Raw genomic sequence first — 16,637 nt, forward strand, 5'->3', positions numbered from 1 at the left:
GCCGGGAGCCTGTTCAGGCTCCCGCATCCAGTTCCCGGCCGAGTTGGCTGATCATGTAGGTCACCGAGTCGGCATTCGCCAGAATGGTATCGATACGTTTATCGGCGTCGCTCATGAAGATGGCACGGGCATCACTGAGGGTGCGAGTGCCGGTGGTGCTCAGCACCTTGTCCTTGGCCGGTGTGGTCCCGCGGTTGCTGCCGAAGTCTTCCCATTCCTGGGAAAAATCGTCCCAGGTCTTGAACAGCAGGGCGGCGGGCGTGAGGGTGGACAAGGCGGTCTCACGCAAGTCGGCCAGGTCGGTCTGCATCGGCCTGGCGCCGCGGATGCTGACATTGATCAGGTCGTGGAACGGCCGCATGCTGTCCAGGTAGGCCAGGTCTTCGGTCAAGGATTTGATGTGGGTGATTTCGTGAATCAGCACCGTTGCCCGTGCATGGGCAGAGAGGTTGAAGGGCGTGTTCAGACGGTTTTGGTAGATATCCATGTGCGGGTCGAAGAAGCGATCGAGCAAATAGATTTTCTGCTCCGTGTCATTGGGCAGTACGAAGGCAAACGTGTCGTGTGGGCTATAGCGATGGGTGCCGGCGACAAAACGCTGTGAGTCGGGACCGATCAGGGTGTGATTGGTCAACTCATCGAGCAGTTCGTCGACGCGTCGCTCGACTCTTTGCACTTGATCGGAGGTCAGCGTGACCACGCCGAACAACTCACTGAAAAACCGCCCCGCGCGGCCGTTGGGGTCCAGGTGCGTGGCAAAGTGCAGGAGGTTGCGCTTGCAGGTGACCGCATAGTACGTCGCGACATTGAGCGCTTCATCGATGCACTGGGCTTTCCAACTCGACAACGCCGCAATTTCCCGCATGCCCGCCGCTTCGATATTGATGGCATCGCGCTCGGCCGCCCGTGTTTGCACCCTGCCGGTGTAGCGACTCAAGGTTTTTCCGTAGCGTGGATGATGTCGATCCAGGTCCAGTGTCCAGCCGCCCTGGGCATGGTGTTGTACATAAGGGCCGTGCAACTCGCCGTTGCTCAGGCGCCAGCGTTGCCCGGCTTTTTTCACCGGGTAGACCTTGCCTGCCACCGCGACAAAATCGCGGGTGCCGGTCTCATCTCGATAGGGGCTGTTGGGTGAAACTTGCTTCAAATCAGCCAAGGCCACCCCATGGTTTTCAAACGCTTGCAAATGGGTACGCCCGGGAGCGGTCAGGTCCAGGTCAGCCGACCTATCGGGTGAGGGCGCAAAGGCCTTGTCCATGTCCCTGCGCAAAGAGGCCAGCTCGGCCACCCCGGCGGCAAAGGTCTTGAGCGCGTGTTGCCAGCGATGTTGCTGCAGGTCTTCAGCGGAGGCCTTGAACAATTCATAGCTGCGCCACACCACCAGCGGATAGGCGAGCTTGCCGGCCAGCAATTGCAGGCCCTTGGGGATTTCCTCGCTGAACAGGCTGGTGACCGCGTCCCATTGGGCGCTGCCCAATCGCTCGAACTGGCGGGCCAGCATCCGCAGCAGCATCTCACTATTGTCATCGAACAACTGGTTCAGCAGGTTGCCGCCGATGGGCGATACGCCAAGACGAATCTCGGACAATCCTTGGCTCCAACGCTCGCCCAGCAAGTTGCGGTAAGTCGCTTGATGGGGCGCATCCAGCTGCCCGACTATCCAATCCTGCAGTGCGCCCGGGGTGGTGAATTCATGGAGCAGCGCGGCTTCATCCGCGTATTCGCGCAATAGATGCCTGGGACTGTAGGGCGCGTACAGGACCAGTGGGCCGCGGATGCCGGCGGCCGGCCCGATCAGGTAGCAGCCCAGCGCCTTGACCCGCGCCGCGCCCTCGGTGGCGATCAACTCAAGCGGACGAACGATCGCGGTCGCGCCACGCACGGCGGCCCGCGCCACCGCATCGGGCATGTCGAAGGCTTGCTGGATATAGCTCCAGGCCGAGGCGGACAGCCGCTCATCGAGGGTTTGCCCATGGGCGTATTGCAGCAATTGCCAGGGCAATTGCCGGCAGAACAATCGACGCCGTTCGCGGGCCTCTTCGGACTGACCCTTGAGAAGAGGGGTGAGCCGGGCCTGGTAGAGGCGTTTCAAATCCAGTTGGCGCACCAGCTGCACGATGGCATTGCCGTCCAATGCCGCCGGCAGCGGCGTGGCGGTACGCGAACGTGGCCGTATGGCGTCGCCACTGAGTTCGGGCAAGTGCCGCAAGGTAAAGTCCGTCAGGGTCTGGGCGTTACCTTTCAGGTCGATACGGCCGGGTATCAATACGTTATCCGGATTGACCACTTGCCCCGGAAAACGCGCGTTGAGCAGTTCCGCAAGCACACGCCGGGCTTCATTGCGCATCGGCGTGATGCTGTGCAGGTAGTCACGTGCGTCCGGTGCGCTGATGCGGTATTGCTCCAGCAGTTCGGCGTGGAGGATTTGCTCGTGGGGTGGCGCCATGCCCAGCCCTACCGGCAGCGCCTGCTGGCGGACCAGCGCGTGCGCGATGGCGATGGCCCTGGGCAGGTTGCTCGGTGGCGGGCGGCGGATCAGGTTGTCCATGCCGGTCTGCAAACGCGCGGCCTTCAGTCCCATCCAGAACAGATGATTGATCTCGTCACGGGTGAAGTCGCTGTAGGTCTGTTGCCGGTCATGCAGCAGGTGATCGTCGATACGTTGCAGTGGGCCGAGCTGACAGGCCTGATGGGGCACGCGCTTGGAGACGCGCAGGTTTTCCATCAGGGGCAGTCGCCGCCGGGGATCCTGCAGGCGTTGCTCCAGGTCATCGCGCAGGGCCTTGATCGATGCAAAGGCTTCATAGCCGCCATGGGGCGTCCACAACAGCGCCATGCCTGAATGCACGTTGTCCAGGCCGCCACGTTCGGTCAATACAAAACAATTGGCCAGGGCATGGGGCGTGGCATCCGAGCCGATGCGGACAGTCAGGCCGAACGCATCCGGGATAAAGCCGTTCAAGCCATGGCGGGTGAGGCGGGTCATGCTGTCGGCCTGGAGCGTGCTGTCCAGCAACGCCAGGCCGGCGGGCGACAGGCTCTTGTTCAGCGCCCGCAGTTGCGCTTCGCCGTTCAGGCCTTGCAGCATGCCCTGGCTCAGGTGCGCCTGGTTATTCTCCAGCAGCACATTCGGCAAGCTGCGCAGGTCATTGCGGGCAAACGTGCTCACTACCTGGTCGATGATCGCGTTGAAGGTCGCGAGGGTCAGGTTGTTCAGTTTGTAGGCGGCACCGGCGCTGCGCTTGCCGTAGAACCAGGTGAGGTTGGACGCGGGCAGGGCATCGGCTTGCCTGGCCAGGCGGGCGATAAAGTGCTCGACCATGCTCGAAGACGCCTGGGGCAAGCGCTCTTCGCGCTCCTGGGCCTGGGTGGGGTAGGTATTGATGTAGACGTCTTCGGGCTGCAGGTCCAGGTTTCGTCTGCTCAACTCCACCTGCAGGGCATGGGCGGCCAGGGTGCGCAGGGTTGGGAGTTGGCTGCGCTCCCGTGCCATTGCCGCCTCGACCGCCTGCAGGCGTTGCAGGTGCAGCCTGGCTTTTTCCGCCTGGACGGTGGAGGGGCGGCCATTGCCGCTGCTAATCGGATGGATGGACCAGCGTCCGTCGCTTTCCTGCTCCAGCAACCGAGTGTCGAGCATGTTGCGTACGTCCAGGGCGCTGTCGAGCAGGGCGGCCAGGTCGACGTTGCCTGCGCTGCGCCGATAAAGCCCGAGCGCATGCTCAAGGTTGCCGAGCTGTTTGGCGACGATGTCCGCGACCGTTTCCTGGAACACATCGCCGGCGACAGGTGTTCCGGTCACCTGGATTTGATCCATGCCGACGAATACGCTGCGCTCATCCATGGACAGGAAATTAAGCAACTCGTCTTCGTGCCCCGCGGTCTTGAGCATGGCCAGCAGGGTGTCGTTGAGGTCCTTGAGGTCGGCGAGTACCTGCAAGCCACGGGATTGGGTGTAGAGGTACGCGTGGGCAGTGCTGATCATCAGGGTGCTGGCCAGCTCGACGTAATGCTGAAAAGGCGCATGCACCCGCACTTTTTCGATGTTCAGCTGGCTGTCAACGGCTTTGCGCGCGGCCTGGTCCGGAAGGAATACCGTGCGCAGCCGCAGGCTTTCAGCGCTGCTGAGGATCGTTGCCTGGTGCTTGAACAACAGGTCGGCGCGAAACTTGTCAGCCATGACCCGGCTGAAGAAGCGCACGCGCGACTGGCCATCCTTGAAGTCTTCGTTCCAGTAGGTTTGCAGCAGGCTGTTCAATAACTTCGAAAGAATGCTGGCGGTTTGTTCGACCACGCTGTCCCAGCGCTGTTGCTCCTGGACCAGTTGCTCGGCGCTGAAGGCCCGGGTGTCATGCCCGATGTTGAAATACGTGTGGGTCTGGTCCGTGGGCCAGGCCTGCTGCACATAGAAGCGCAACAGCGCATCCCGCAGCGGTTCGGAGGCGACCCAGTGCATGTCCGCGGCCGTGGCCGCACGGCGGAAAAAGTTCACCCGGGTGTTGCTCTGGTTCACCCCTGGAAAATAGGTGCGGGCCATGATGCCGAGCAAGGTGTCGAGCATCTCGCGCAGGCTGGGGAGTTTGCGCAGCTCGGCGAGCATCGCCAGCACATTTTTCTGCTGGGCCGCGAGGATCACGCGTTCCTGGTCCTCCATCACTGCGCCCTGGATCACTGCGGTGGTGACTGTCAGTCGTGTGTCCGCCCCAAGCCCATCCCGCTCGTCGATCGACAGGAAACTCAGCAGGTCGGCGCGGTGCTGCGGTTGAGCCAGGCGGTCGCCGAGTGCATCGAACAACCCGGTGTGGCTTGCGAACAGCTCCAGGCCGCCGTAGGGCGTATAGAGCACGGTCTTGGCCTCGTCGGGTGTCGGGCTCATCACGAAGGCGCCGGCCAATGGGATGGCAGGTTGGTCGGCGAGGCCCACCAGCAGCCTTTCCACCCGCATGGGATAGCCGGTTTCCGTCGGCGCCATGCGTATCGCGTCAGTGGCGTAATACAGCGTGTTCAGCCAATCAAGGTCCTTGACGGTGAACCCGAGCGCACGCTCCCGTTCCGTCGGTTCCTTGCGTCGGTCCGGGCGCAACAGTTCTTCGAAGAAATAAGGTGGGGTGACGTTTGCCATGCTGCACTCTCCATCGGTATGGCGCGTTTGAGGCTCCAAAATAGGTGCTGGCATCACGTGGAGGGCGGTAGATAACTGGCGCAGATCTCAAGCGCCCGTTGACAGCAGGCACGGCAGGCGTTGTTTAATCATCGGTCTGGATTCTTGTTGTCTCTTCCAATTATAAAATCGGAGCTACAGATGTCTGCCCAGTCCCCGATAGTCGACAACGCCACAGCCCTCATCGGTTTCAACGACCTGGTGGGGTTGCTGAGTGCGGTATTCGTGAAACACGGCACCGCGCCGGAAGTGGCCGAAATCCTGGCGCGCAATTGCGCCAGTGCCGAGCGTGACGGCGCCCATAGCCACGGCATTTTCCGCATCCCCGGTTACCTCAGCACGTTGGCCAGTGGCTGGGTCAATGGCAAGGCGGTGCCGGTGGTCACTGATGTGGCGTCCGGCTTTGTACGGGTAGACGCCGGCAACGGGTTTGCCCAGCCGGCCCTTGAAGCGGCGCGCGCGCTGCTGGTGGATAAGGCTCGCAGTGCCGGTATCGCACTGCTGGCGATCCACAATTCCCATCACTTCGCGGCCTTGTGGCCGGATGTCGAACCCTTCGCCGAGCAAGGATTGGTGGCGCTGAGCGTGGTCAACAGCATGACGTGCGTGGTGCCCCATGGCGCCGACCGGCCGCTGTTCGGCACCAACCCCATTGCCTTTGCCGCGCCGCGTGCCGACGGCTTGCCGATTGTGTTCGACCTGGCCACCAGCGCCATCGCCCACGGCGACGTGCAGATTGCCGCGCGCAAGGGTGAGCGCTTGCCGCCGGGCATGGGGGTCGACAGCCTCGGCCAGCCCACCACCGACCCCAAGGCTGTGCTGGAAGGCGGCGCATTGTTGCCCTTTGGCGGGCACAAGGGCTCGGCGTTGTCGATGATGGTCGAATTGCTGGCGGCGGCCTTGACGGGCGGTAACTTTTCCTTCGAGTTCAACTGGGCCGACCACCCCGGCGCACGCACGCCCTGGACCGGGCAACTGTTGATCGTGATCGACCCCAGCAAAACCGCCGGGCAAAGCTTCGCCGAGCGCAGCCAGGAACTGGTGCGGCAGATGCATGCGGCGGGGTTGCGGCGCTTACCGGGGGATCGACGTCATCGCATACGGGCGAAGTCGTTGGAGGAGGGCGTGGTGGTGGATCTGGACGCGTTGAACCAGCTGCGGGACTGGGCTACGTAGCAGTTGACGAGGCTCGTCAGCTGCTACGGGCATGTGTCGGTCAGTTACGGCGACCCAGCAGCAGGCCAACCACCAGGCCAAAGCCCGCGGAGATCGCCACGGTCTGCCATGGATGGCCACCGATGTAGGTTTCGGTGGCATCGACCACCGGCTTGCTGCGCTCGCGCACGTTGGATACCGAGTCCAGTGCCTGCTTGAGTTTGATGGCGACCTGTTCGCGCAGGGTTTCGCCTTCTTCGCCCACCAGGGCAGCGCTGCTTTTAAGCAGCTTGTCCGATTCTTCGATCAGGGCCGTCAGTTCACTGAATGCTTGATCCTTGATTTGATCTTCAACAGCTTGGGCGGCAGTTTTGCGGGCCATGGGTGTGACTCCTTGCAGGTGAATGTGACAGTGAACAATGGAGTGCCGGGCGGTGGCAAAAGTTGCAGTTTTTTTGCCGGGTCGGCACTGGCGAACGAAATCCGAATCCGGAAAAATCGACCTACAGTGTAAGATGTCGTCTATTTGTGCAGCAGGAATTTCAACATGAGCTTCAATCTCGCCAACAAGACCCTCGCCGAACGCGCCGAGCTGGAAGATGAAAAGTCCCGCCTCTACGACCTGTGGCAAACCAACCTGGGCAAAGCCAAGGGCGAAGCCGCGCGGTTGTTCGGTGAGCGCGCCAAGCGCAAGGGCAAGTGGGCCGAATGGGTCCGCGCCGAACTCGACGGCATGTCGCCGCCGGAGTTTTCCAACATGGTGCGCAGCGAAGTCAACAAGTTGATGGCGGCGGCGAAGTAAAGCCGGCGGCAATCGCTTCGCGTACTTTAAGCAACATCGGATCAAGCTGGGCCTGGGTGCGCCAACCCAGTTCCACCGGGTAGCGCGGCAGCGCCAGCGGGCAGGGCAGGACCCGCAGGCCGGTCATCTCGGCGATGGCCTGCGCCGCATGCCCGGGAATGGTCGCCACCGCCTGGCTGCCCTTGAGCAGAAACGGCAGTGCGGCAAAATGACTGGTCGAGGCGCACACCTGGCGGCTCAGGCCCTGCGCTGCCAGCCCTTCGTCGGTGATGCCGATGAACCCGCCTGACGACACCAGCACATGCTCGCGGGTGACAAATTCATCCAGGCTGAGACTTTCCTGGCCCGGCGCCAGGCTGCGTGGGTCCACGACGCAGCGATAATCCCCCTCTCCCAGTACCTGCCGACTCAACCGGCTTTGCGCAAAGCCGCCTGCGGTAATCGCCAGGTCCAGGCTGCGGTCGAGCAGGGCACCGGCAACGATCTGGCTGTGGGTCTGGCGGAAGATTACCCGCAACTGTGGCAGGCGCTGTGCGATGGCATCCATCAGCCGGCGGCCATAGGCGATCTCGAAGTCATCCGACAGGCCCACCACCACCGACCGGCCTTGATAATTCGGGTTGTCCGGATTGACCATCGCCAGGCTTTGCCGACAGCGCTCCAGCGCCTCGCTGATCACCGGTTTCAATTGGTTGGCCCGCAGCGTCGGCGCCAGGCCACGGCCGGTGCGCACAAACAGTTGGTCGCCATAGACGTCGCGCAGACGTCGCAGGCCTGCACTGATGGCCGACTGCGTGACACCCAGGCGCAACGCCGCGCGGCTGGCGCTGGACTCATCGTGCAGGGCTTCGAAGGTTTTCAGCAGGTTCAGGTCGACCTGGGCGATATTCATCTGGCTCATATCATTCAGCACTGAGGTGGGCTTTATTCATGATCGAGCCTGGCGAGAGAATGGGCAACCCCCCTTATCTGGAGTGATCGTGATGCCCGTTTCTACTGTGGCGGCCCTGCAAATCGGTTCCCTGCCTGGCGGCAAGGCCGACACCCTGGCGCAAATCCTCGCCTATGAAGACGAGATCCTGCGCAGCGGCGCGCAATTGGTGGTGATGCCCGAAGCGCTGCTCGGCGGCTATCCCAAGGGTGAAGGATTCGGCACCCAATTGGGCTATCGCCTGCCCGAAGGCCGCGAAGCCTTTGCCCGCTACTTTGCCAACGCCATCGATGTGCCGGGCGCCGAGACCGAGGCCCTGGCCGGCCTGTCGGCACGTACCGGCGCCAGCCTGGTGCTGGGGGTGATCGAGCGCAGTGGCAGCAGTTTGTATTGCACCGTGCTGTATGTCGAACCCACGGGCGGCCTGGTGGCCAAGCACCGCAAGCTGATGCCCACCGGCACCGAGCGGCTGATCTGGGGCAAGGGCGACGGCTCGACCTTGCCGGTGATCGACGCGGCGGCAGGGCGTATCGGCGGTGCGGTGTGCTGGGAAAACATGATGCCGCTGCTGCGCACCGCGATGTACGCCAAGGGCGTCGAGGTATGGTGCGCGCCGACGGTGGATGAGCGCGAGATGTGGCAGGTGAGCATGCGCCATGTGGCGCATGAAGGGCGCTGCTTTGTGGTCAGTGCGTGCCAGGTGCAGGCCTCGCCCCAGGCATTGGGCATCGAGGTCGCCAACTGGCCTGCGGAACGCCCGTTGATCGCCGGCGGCAGCGTGATTGTCGGCCCGATGGGCGACATCCTCGCCGGGCCACTGGTGGGGGAGGCCGGGCTGCTGACGGCGCAGATCGACACCGATGACCTGGTGCGAGCGCGGTACGACTATGACGTGGTGGGGCATTACGCCCGCCCGGATGTGTTCGAGCTGGTGGTGGATGAGCGCGCCAAGCCAGGTGTGCGCTATATCACCGACTGAAAGCCGGTGGAAATGTGGCAGGGCCCCTCAGCGTTTAGAGGATTGGTTTTCCAGCCATTCCTCGCGGGTCATTTCCCAGATATCCCGTGGGAAAGTACCTGCCACAAACTCACCTTCATCCGTTCTGATCAAACGCATACCCGTACGCTCGGAAATCCGCCGCGAGCCCAGGTTGGGCGCGGCCTTGGGCACTCGCAGCACAGGGCGCTTGAGCACGCCGAACCAGTAGTCGGTCACCGCCGCGCTGGCTTCGGCCATCAACCCTTGCCCCTGCCATTGCGGCCCCAGCCAGAACCCGCGGTTGTTATCCTGCTCGTCCATCAAGCTGACGTTACCAATCAACTGTCCAGGCGCGCTTTTCAGGCGCAGGGACCAATGCCATTCCTCGCCACAAGCCATGGCGGGCAGGGCGATGTGCTCCAGGTAGGTGCGCGCGCCGTCGGCCGGGTAGGGCCACGGCACCAGGGCGTTGAGGTAACGCACCACGTCCCAATGCGCGAATTGCTGCTGGATCCCTTCGGCATCGTCCAGGGTCAGCGGGCGCAGGATCAGGCGTTCGGTAAAGAGTGTCGGTTGCATGGTGTCATTACCAGGTCGCGGTATTCGGCAAGTCCAGCGTGCCACGGTCCACAAAGCGCATCGTGCCGAACAGCCCGCCCGCCAGTTTGCCCCGCAGCACGTAGGGCAGGTTGTTCAAGCTCTGGGTCTGGCTCAGGCCCAAGGTCTGGCGCAGCACGGAAAACGCCGAAACGCTGACCGGCACCATCAGCACGGTCTCGGAAAAACGCGGGATGCTGCCGCGCTGGTCACTCACCCCCGACGCCAGCGGCCGGCCATTGACCTCCAGATCCAGGGCCACGCCGTTGTAGTCGATCGCCGTTTCATTGGGGTTCTGCACCCGCAGTTTCACGGCGAAGCGCACTTCCAGGTCCTGGCTTTGCAGCGGCTCGATGCCCACCACATTGATATTCACCGGGTCGCGGTTGGGGAACAGCGCACAGGCGCTCAGGCTCAGCAGTAGCAGCGATAGAACCATGAGCTTGCGCATGCAAAGGGTGCTCCTATTTCGTGACGTCCGGGTCCTGCATCACTTTGAGGGTAGAGGACTCCGGATCAAATTCATCTTCTTCCAGCTCTATGAACGCTTCCGGCAGGAAAATGTTCAGCAGGATTGCACAGAACGCGCCCACGGTGATCGGCGATTCGAAGATGTTGTGCAGCGCCTTGGGCAGGTCGCGCAACACTTCCGGCACGGCGGCCACGCCCAGGCCCATGCCCAGGGAGATCGCCACGATCAGCACATTGCGGCGGTGCAGCCCGGCTTCGGCGAGGATCTTGATGCCGGCCACGGCGACAGTGCCGAACATGATCAGGGTCGCGCCGCCCAGCACCGGCTTGGGCATCAGTTGCAGCACCGCGCCGATCATCGGGAACAGCCCCAGCAGCACCAGCAGGCCGGCAATGAAGTACGCCACGTAGCGGCTGGCCACGCCGGTCAACTGGATCACGCCGTTGTTCTGGGCGAACGTCACCATCGGCAGGCTGTTGAAGGTCGCCGCCATCGCCGAGTTGAGGCCGTCGGCCAACAGGCCCGACTTGATGCGCTTGATGTACAGCGGGCCCTTGACCGGCTGTTGGGAAATCATCGAGTTGGCCGTCAAGTCACCGGCCGCTTCCAGGGGCGAAATCAGGAAGATCACCGCCACCGGGATAAACGCCACCCAGTCGAACGAAAAACCGTACTTGAACGGCACCGGCACGCTGATCAGCGGCACCTGGGGCAATGCCGCCATATCGACGCGGCCCAGGTACCAGGCCACCACAAAGCCTAGGGCCAGGCCGATCACGATCGAACCCAGGCGCAGGAACGGGTTATTGAAGCGGTTGAGCACCACGATGGTCAGCAGCACCAGGGCCGCCAGGCCCATGTTGCTCGCCGCGCCCAGGTCGCTGGCGCCAAAGCCGCCGGCCATGTCGGTAACGGCCACCTTGATCAGCGACAGGCCCATCAGGGTAATGATGGTGCCGGTCACCACCGGGGTGATCAGTTTGCGCAACTTGCCGATGAACTGGCTGAGCACCACTTCGATAAACGCCGCGAAAAAGCAGATGCCAAAGATCGTCGAGAGGATCTCATCGGTGCCGCCGCCCCGGGCCTTGACCATGAACCCCGCGCTGAGAATCACGCTGATAAACGAGAAACTGGTGCCTTGCAGGCACAGCAGCCCCGAACCGATAGGGCCGAACGTGCGCGCCTGCACAAAGGTGCCGAGCCCCGAGACAAACAGCGCCATGCTCACCAGGTAGGGCACTTCGCTTTCCAGCCCGAGCACGCCACCGACGATCAGGGTGGGGGTGATGATGCCGACGAAACTGGCCAGCACGTGCTGCAACGCGGCAAATATCGCCGCACTGAAATGCGGGCGGTCCTCGAGGCCGTAGATCAGGTCGGATTTATAGCGGGGGCGGGGGGCTTGAGCGTCAGACAAAATGAGGGCTCGGGTCAGAAAATGGAGGCGCAGGATGCCAGAAACGGCCCGGCGTCAGAAGTGTAAAAAAATATTTATAAAGACCCTGCATAAAACCCCGATTCCTGCCGATACTGCTTATAGGCCCATCTATCAAAAACAACAGTGATGGCCGGTGTCAGGCAGTGCGTTGACGCTGGCTGATCGTTTCGTGGCATGGACGCGCGCCGCCACTCTATTTCGAGATCGCCCTTATGTCGCTCCGTCACCTGAATATCGCCCCTCGCGCTTCCCTCGGTTTCGCCTTCATCGCCCTGTTAGTGGTGGTGTTGGGCGGGTTCGCGGCCAACCGCATGACGTTGATCCGCCAGGCCTCGGTGGACATGAGCAGCAACCAGCTGCCCAGCGTGACGTACCTGGCCCAGATGACGGAGAACGTCCTGCGCATGCGTATCCTGTCATTTCGAGTGCTGGTCAACCGCGAGCCAGCCGGCCTGCAGGAAGCCGAAACCCGCATCGGCGTGCTGGTCGACAAGGTCAAGACGGCCCAGGCCGGCTACGCGGCATTACCCGCCGGTACTGAGGAAGCGGCGTTGTACAAGACGTTTGTCAGCACCCTGGATAACTACTTCAAGGCCCAGGCGGACATGCTGGCGCTGTCCAAGCAAGGCGACGTCGAGCAGATGCGCACCCTGATCAATACCCGGATCAAGGAAGGCACCGATCAGATGGGCGAGCAGTTGAACAAGCTGATTGCGATCAATGCCGCCAACGCCAAGCAAGCCAGCGACGCGGCAGGGCACAGTTACACCAGTGCCATCACCGGGATTATCGTGGTTTCGGTCAGCGCTGCACTGCTCACGGTGCTGCTGGCCTGGCTGCTGACCCGCAGCATTGTCACGCCGTTGCGCAAAGCCGTTCAGGTGGCTGAAACCATCGCCGGTGGCAACCTGACCAGCGTCGTTGAAGATAATGGCAACGATGAACCCGCGCGCCTGATCAACGCCCTGTCGACCATGCAAACCAACCTGCGCCAGACCATCCAGCACATTGCCGGTTCGGCCACGCAGCTGGCCTCGGCGGCGACAGAGTTGAGCGCCGTGACCGAGGAAGCGTCCCGGGGCCTGCAGCAACAGAACAATGAAATCGACCAGGCCGCCACGGCGGTCAACGAGATGACCGCGGCGGTGGAAGAAGTGGCGCGCAATGCGGTGTCCACCTCCGAGGCCTCCAACCAGTCCAACCAGGCCGCGCGGTCGGGTCGCGACCGGGTGATGGAAACCGTCGGCGCGATCCAGACCATGACCCAGGACGTCCAAAACACTGCCGCGATGATCGAAGGCCTGGCCACCCAGGGCCGTGACATCGGCAAGGTGCTGGACGTGATCCGCGCGATTGCCGAGCAGACCAACCTGCTGGCGCTCAACGCCGCCATCGAAGCGGCCCGCGCCGGTGAAGCCGGCCGCGGCTTTGCGGTGGTAGCGGATGAGGTGCGGGCGCTGGCTCATCGCACGGCGCAGTCGACCCAGGAAATCGAGAAGATGGTCGCCGGCATCCAGAACGGCACCGGTGAAGCGGTGCAGTCGATGCAGCAGAGCAACCAGCGCACCCAGGACACCCTGGAAATGGCCCGCGCCGCCGGCGTGGCCCTGGAGCAGATCACCCAGTCCATCAGCCTGATCAACGAACGCAACCTGGTGATCGCCAGCGCGTCGGAAGAACAGGCCCAGGTCTCCCGCGAAGTGGACCGCAACCTGGTGAACATCCGCGACCTGGCGACCCAGTCGGCGGCGGGCGCCAACCAGACCAGTGCCGCCAGCCATGAGCTGTCGCGCCTGGCGGTGGACTTGAATGGGATGGTGGCGAGGTTCGTTATCTGATCTGAAAAGCAAGTAACGATCTCGGTCAATGGCCAGTGTTGTCAGCTCGCTGAACTGGCTGCTGCCGGGTCCTACCTGTCAAAGTTCACAGTAGACGCTGTCGACGGCGAAGAATATTACTGAAACCTCATTTAAACCACAAAAATGAGGTGGAGTATGGTTTCCGCAAAGAATGAAAAACGCTCTGAAGAGCTACTACCGCCGCCTGTTATTCCTGGAGAGTTGAATTCAGAAGGGTTGATTTCTGTCGATGATGCAAGAAGCGGCTTTCTATTTAAATGCAAAGTTAATGAAGCGTATAAGGGTGATGTGCTGCGCGTTCTATTGGATGACTCGAGAGCACCGATCTTTAGTATTAGGATTCAGGATGATATGGATGATGATAGTCCTCCGTTTGAGTTCACATTTCCTGCAGTTCTTGCGAGAGAAGGTACTTATCGTCTAAGGCAAGAACTCATGATGTCTGGCGAGCAACCTATAATATCGGAGGCAAAGCAGTTTATTATTGATTTCACACCCCACGATGAACCCGCTCGGCCATTGCTGCTTGCCAATTTGCCTGATGGAAAGGTTACATCCGACTATCTCGATGAACACGGCGGTGTGAAGTTTTCATTTGAGGACCCAGAGGGCTGGAAACCTGGGGATACCAACAGACTCTATTGGTGCGATGAGTTCACAAACTTTCCCCCGTTTTTGGAAAGGGTTCCGCTAGAGGAAAAGGGTAATACTTACCTTCTAAAGGCTGATGATATAAGCCGTTCAGGCCCTGGGATATTCTATTTTTGGAATGAACTACAGGACCTTGCCGGAAATATAAGTAGAGCTTCTCCGCCAATAAGACTTCAAGTCGACCTCTGACGTCCTGCAGGTATGCACAATTGGCACGCTTTCGGTTCTCCCTCAACGACAATGTTGATGTCGCGCCGAAAGCGTGCCAAACCTGAGTCGGACAGCGCTTATTTGAATGGGCGCGCTCTTTTTGCTGCTTCATTCACCAGATTGTGCGGGCGTTTACCCGCCAACGCTGCCAACAGATTATCCACCGCACACTTGGCCATCGCCTCCCGCGTCTCATGGGTCGCGGAGCCGATATGCGGGGTCGCCACCACGTTGTTCAAACGCAGCAACGGCGAGTCGTGGCTGAGCGGTTCTTTCTCGAACACATCCAACCCCGCCGCCCGAATCGTACGTTGCTGCAAGGCGTCGACCAACGCCGCCTCGTCCACCACCTTGCCCCGCGAGATATTGATAAAGATCGTCTGCGGGCCCATCCGCGCAAATTGCTCGGCGCCGATCAGCTTCTCGGTTTCGGCGGTCAGCGGCAGGGTCAGGCAGACAAAATCGGCCTGTTGCAGCAAGTCGTCGAGGCTGCGGTACTGCGCGCCAAAGCGCTGTTCCACCGCCGGCTTGGGCGAATGGCTGTGGTAGAGCACCGGCATGCCAAAACCGAAATGCCCGCGCTGGGCCAAGGCTTCGCCGATGCGGCCCATGCCGATGATGCCCAGGATCTTGCCATGCACGTCGCTGCCGAAGTGTGACGGGCCGATATTCTTGTTCCACTGGCCGGCGCGCACCATGTCGGCCAGCTCCACCACACGCCGGGCGGTGGCCAGGATCAGCGCGAAGCCGGTGTCGGCGGTGGTTTCGGTGAGCACGTCCGGGGTGTTGCTGAGCAGGATGCCGCGCCGGGTCAGGTAGTCGATATCGTAGTTGTCGACCCCCACGGACACGCTGGCCACGGCTTCCAGTTGCGGCGCGAGGTCGAGCAAGCCGGCATCCAGGCGCAGGCTGGCACCCAGCAGGCCATGGGCGGTAGGCAGTGCATCGCGCAGCTTGGCCAGGCCGGTCTCGTCCAGTGCGTCTATCAGGGTGACGTCGCACTGTTCATGCAGGCGCGCCATCAACGGTGCGGAGAGCTTCTTGTACAGAACCACAGACTTTTTCATGGGGTTTTCACCTTCAATTCGAGGGTCGAGATGGGCGCGCGTTCACGGTCACTGGCGCCGGGCTTGAGGAAAATCGTCAGCACCACCGACAGCATCAGCGCGCCGCTCATCAGCAGGTACGAGGCGCCGGGCGAGCCGGTGCTGCTATTGAGGTAACCCACCAGGTAGGAGCCGCCGAACGAGCCGAGGGCGCCCATGCTGTTGATCAGCGCCATGGCGCCACCGGCGACGTTGGCGGGGAGGATTTCCGGGACAATGGCAAAAAACGGCCCGTACGGCGCATACATGCAGGCTCCGGCAATGACCAGCAGGGTGTAGGACCACCAGAAATGTTCGGCGCCCAGAGCGTAGGAAGCGTAGAACGCGATGGAGGCAATCAGCAGCGGCGGCCACACGAAGCGCTTGCGCTTTTGCAGTTTGTCCGAGCTCCACGACACCGCCAGCATAGCGATCACGGCGGCGAGATAGGGCAGGGCCGAGAGCCAGCCGGCTTCGACCATGTCCATCTGCAGGCCTTTCTTGAGGATCGACGGCAGCCACAAGACGAAGCCGTACACGCCGATGCTCCAGCAGAAAAACTGCAGCGCCAGGATGATCACCTTGGGCGAACGGAACGCTTCGGCGTAATTCTTCACCGCCTTGATACCGACCTGCTCGGCGGCCAACGCGCTTTCCAGGTCTTTTTTGTGCTGCTCGCTCAGCCACTTGGCGTCTGCGGGTTTTTCATCCGCCAGCTTCCACCAGATAAATGCCCACAGCACCGCCGGCAGGCCTTCGATGATAAACATCCAGCGCCAGCTGAAATGCTGCACCAGGTAGCCGGACACCACCGACATCCACAGCATGGTCACCGGGTTGCCGAGGATCAGGAAGGTATTGGCCCGCGAGCGCTCGGCACGGGTGAACCAGTGGCACAGGTACACCAGCATGGCCGGCATCACGGCGGCCTCGACCACGCCGAGCATGAAGCGAATGACGATCAGCATGTAGGCGTTGGACACCACGCCGGTCAGGGTGGCCAACCCGCCCCAGAGGATCAGGCTGACGAAAATCAGCTTCTTGACGCTGCGCTTTTGCGCATAGATGGCGCCCGGCACCTGGAAGAAGAAGTAGCCAAGGAAAAACAGTGCACCCAGCAACGACGACATGCCGGGGGTGATCATCAGGTCCTCGGCCATCCCGGAGGCGGCGGCAAAACCGTAGTTGGCGCGGTCCAGGTAGGCCAGGCTGTAGGTGATAAAGACGATGGGCATGATGTACCACCAACGGCGGGTGGCGAGTTTCACGGTGTCCATAAGGTTGCTCCTGAGCTTGT

At 61.8% G+C, this 16,637-nt stretch carries 13 protein-coding genes; 5 read left to right on the forward strand and 8 right to left on the reverse strand.

Annotation, left to right across the window (positions count from 1 at the left end; genetic code table 11):
• Positions 1-13: 13 nt before the first annotated feature.
• On the reverse strand, positions 14-5,119 hold the full coding sequence (locus tag J1N02_RS27525) for a dermonecrotic toxin domain-containing protein (protein ID WP_098479697.1): 5,106 nt from the start codon (positions 5,117-5,119) through the stop codon (positions 14-16).
• Positions 5,120-5,299: 180 nt separating this feature from the next.
• Between J1N02_RS27525 and J1N02_RS27530 the strand changes: the two genes are divergently transcribed.
• On the forward strand, positions 5,300-6,334 hold the full coding sequence (locus J1N02_RS27530; protein ID WP_098479696.1) for an Ldh family oxidoreductase: 1,035 nt from the start codon (positions 5,300-5,302) through the stop codon (positions 6,332-6,334).
• A 40-nt stretch (positions 6,335-6,374) separates the two neighbouring features.
• Here J1N02_RS27530 and J1N02_RS27535 read toward each other — a convergent pair whose 3' ends face one another.
• Positions 6,375-6,695 (reverse strand): DUF883 family protein, encoded by a 321-nt coding sequence (locus J1N02_RS27535; RefSeq protein ID WP_032887039.1) that lies wholly within the window; start codon positions 6,693-6,695, stop codon positions 6,375-6,377.
• 165 nt (positions 6,696-6,860) lie between these two features.
• Between J1N02_RS27535 and J1N02_RS27540 the strand changes: the two genes are divergently transcribed.
• Entirely contained in the window at positions 6,861-7,115 is a 255-nt protein-coding gene (locus J1N02_RS27540; RefSeq protein WP_003190904.1) for a hypothetical protein, read from the forward strand.
• Here the strand turns inward: J1N02_RS27540 and J1N02_RS27545 are convergent.
• Positions 7,087-8,007, reverse strand: coding sequence for a LysR family transcriptional regulator (locus tag J1N02_RS27545; protein WP_098479695.1), 921 nt, complete (start codon positions 8,005-8,007; stop codon positions 7,087-7,089). The genes J1N02_RS27540 and J1N02_RS27545 overlap by 29 nt on opposite strands.
• A 91-nt stretch (positions 8,008-8,098) precedes the next feature.
• Here J1N02_RS27545 and J1N02_RS27550 point away from each other — a divergent pair, with 91 nt between their 5' ends.
• Entirely contained in the window at positions 8,099-9,025 is a 927-nt protein-coding gene (locus tag J1N02_RS27550; protein WP_027606438.1) for a carbon-nitrogen hydrolase family protein, read from the forward strand.
• 27 nt (positions 9,026-9,052) lie between these two features.
• On the opposite strand, the gene J1N02_RS27555 is transcribed toward J1N02_RS27550, so the two are convergent.
• The 3 genes from J1N02_RS27555 to J1N02_RS27565 are packed head-to-tail and all read right to left on the reverse strand — an operon-like array spanning position 9,053 to position 11,514.
• Positions 9,053-9,604 (reverse strand): GNAT family N-acetyltransferase, encoded by a 552-nt coding sequence (locus J1N02_RS27555; protein WP_027606437.1) that lies wholly within the window; start codon positions 9,602-9,604, stop codon positions 9,053-9,055.
• A 7-nt stretch (positions 9,605-9,611) separates the two neighbouring features.
• Entirely contained in the window at positions 9,612-10,073 is a 462-nt protein-coding gene (locus tag J1N02_RS27560; protein WP_065927877.1) for an LEA type 2 family protein, read from the reverse strand.
• A 13-nt stretch (positions 10,074-10,086) separates the two neighbouring features.
• Positions 10,087-11,514, reverse strand: a complete 1,428-nt coding sequence (locus tag J1N02_RS27565) for a nucleobase:cation symporter-2 family protein (RefSeq protein ID WP_027606435.1) — start codon at positions 11,512-11,514, stop codon at positions 10,087-10,089.
• A 233-nt stretch (positions 11,515-11,747) separates the two neighbouring features.
• On the opposite strand from J1N02_RS27565, the gene J1N02_RS27570 reads away from it, so the two are divergent.
• On the forward strand, positions 11,748-13,373 hold the full coding sequence (locus J1N02_RS27570) for a methyl-accepting chemotaxis protein (RefSeq protein WP_027606434.1): 1,626 nt from the start codon (positions 11,748-11,750) through the stop codon (positions 13,371-13,373).
• Positions 13,374-13,529: 156 nt separating this feature from the next.
• A complete protein-coding gene (locus J1N02_RS27575; protein ID WP_141543040.1) occupies positions 13,530-14,234 on the forward strand; it encodes a hypothetical protein in 705 nt (234 codons plus the stop codon).
• A gap of 98 nt (positions 14,235-14,332) precedes the next feature.
• On the opposite strand, the gene J1N02_RS27580 is transcribed toward J1N02_RS27575, so the two are convergent.
• Positions 14,333-15,322 (reverse strand): 2-hydroxyacid dehydrogenase, encoded by a 990-nt coding sequence (locus J1N02_RS27580; protein WP_405125916.1) that lies wholly within the window; start codon positions 15,320-15,322, stop codon positions 14,333-14,335.
• A complete protein-coding gene (locus tag J1N02_RS27585) occupies positions 15,319-16,617 on the reverse strand; it encodes an MFS transporter (RefSeq protein ID WP_421148057.1) in 1,299 nt (432 codons plus the stop codon). The genes J1N02_RS27580 and J1N02_RS27585 overlap by 4 nt, the downstream gene beginning before the upstream one ends.
• Between the last annotated feature and the right edge of the window lie 20 nt (positions 16,618-16,637).

Source organism: Pseudomonas sp. NFX5 (assembly GCF_049132125.1).
Taxonomy (GTDB): domain Bacteria; phylum Pseudomonadota; class Gammaproteobacteria; order Pseudomonadales; family Pseudomonadaceae; genus Aquipseudomonas; species Aquipseudomonas marginalis.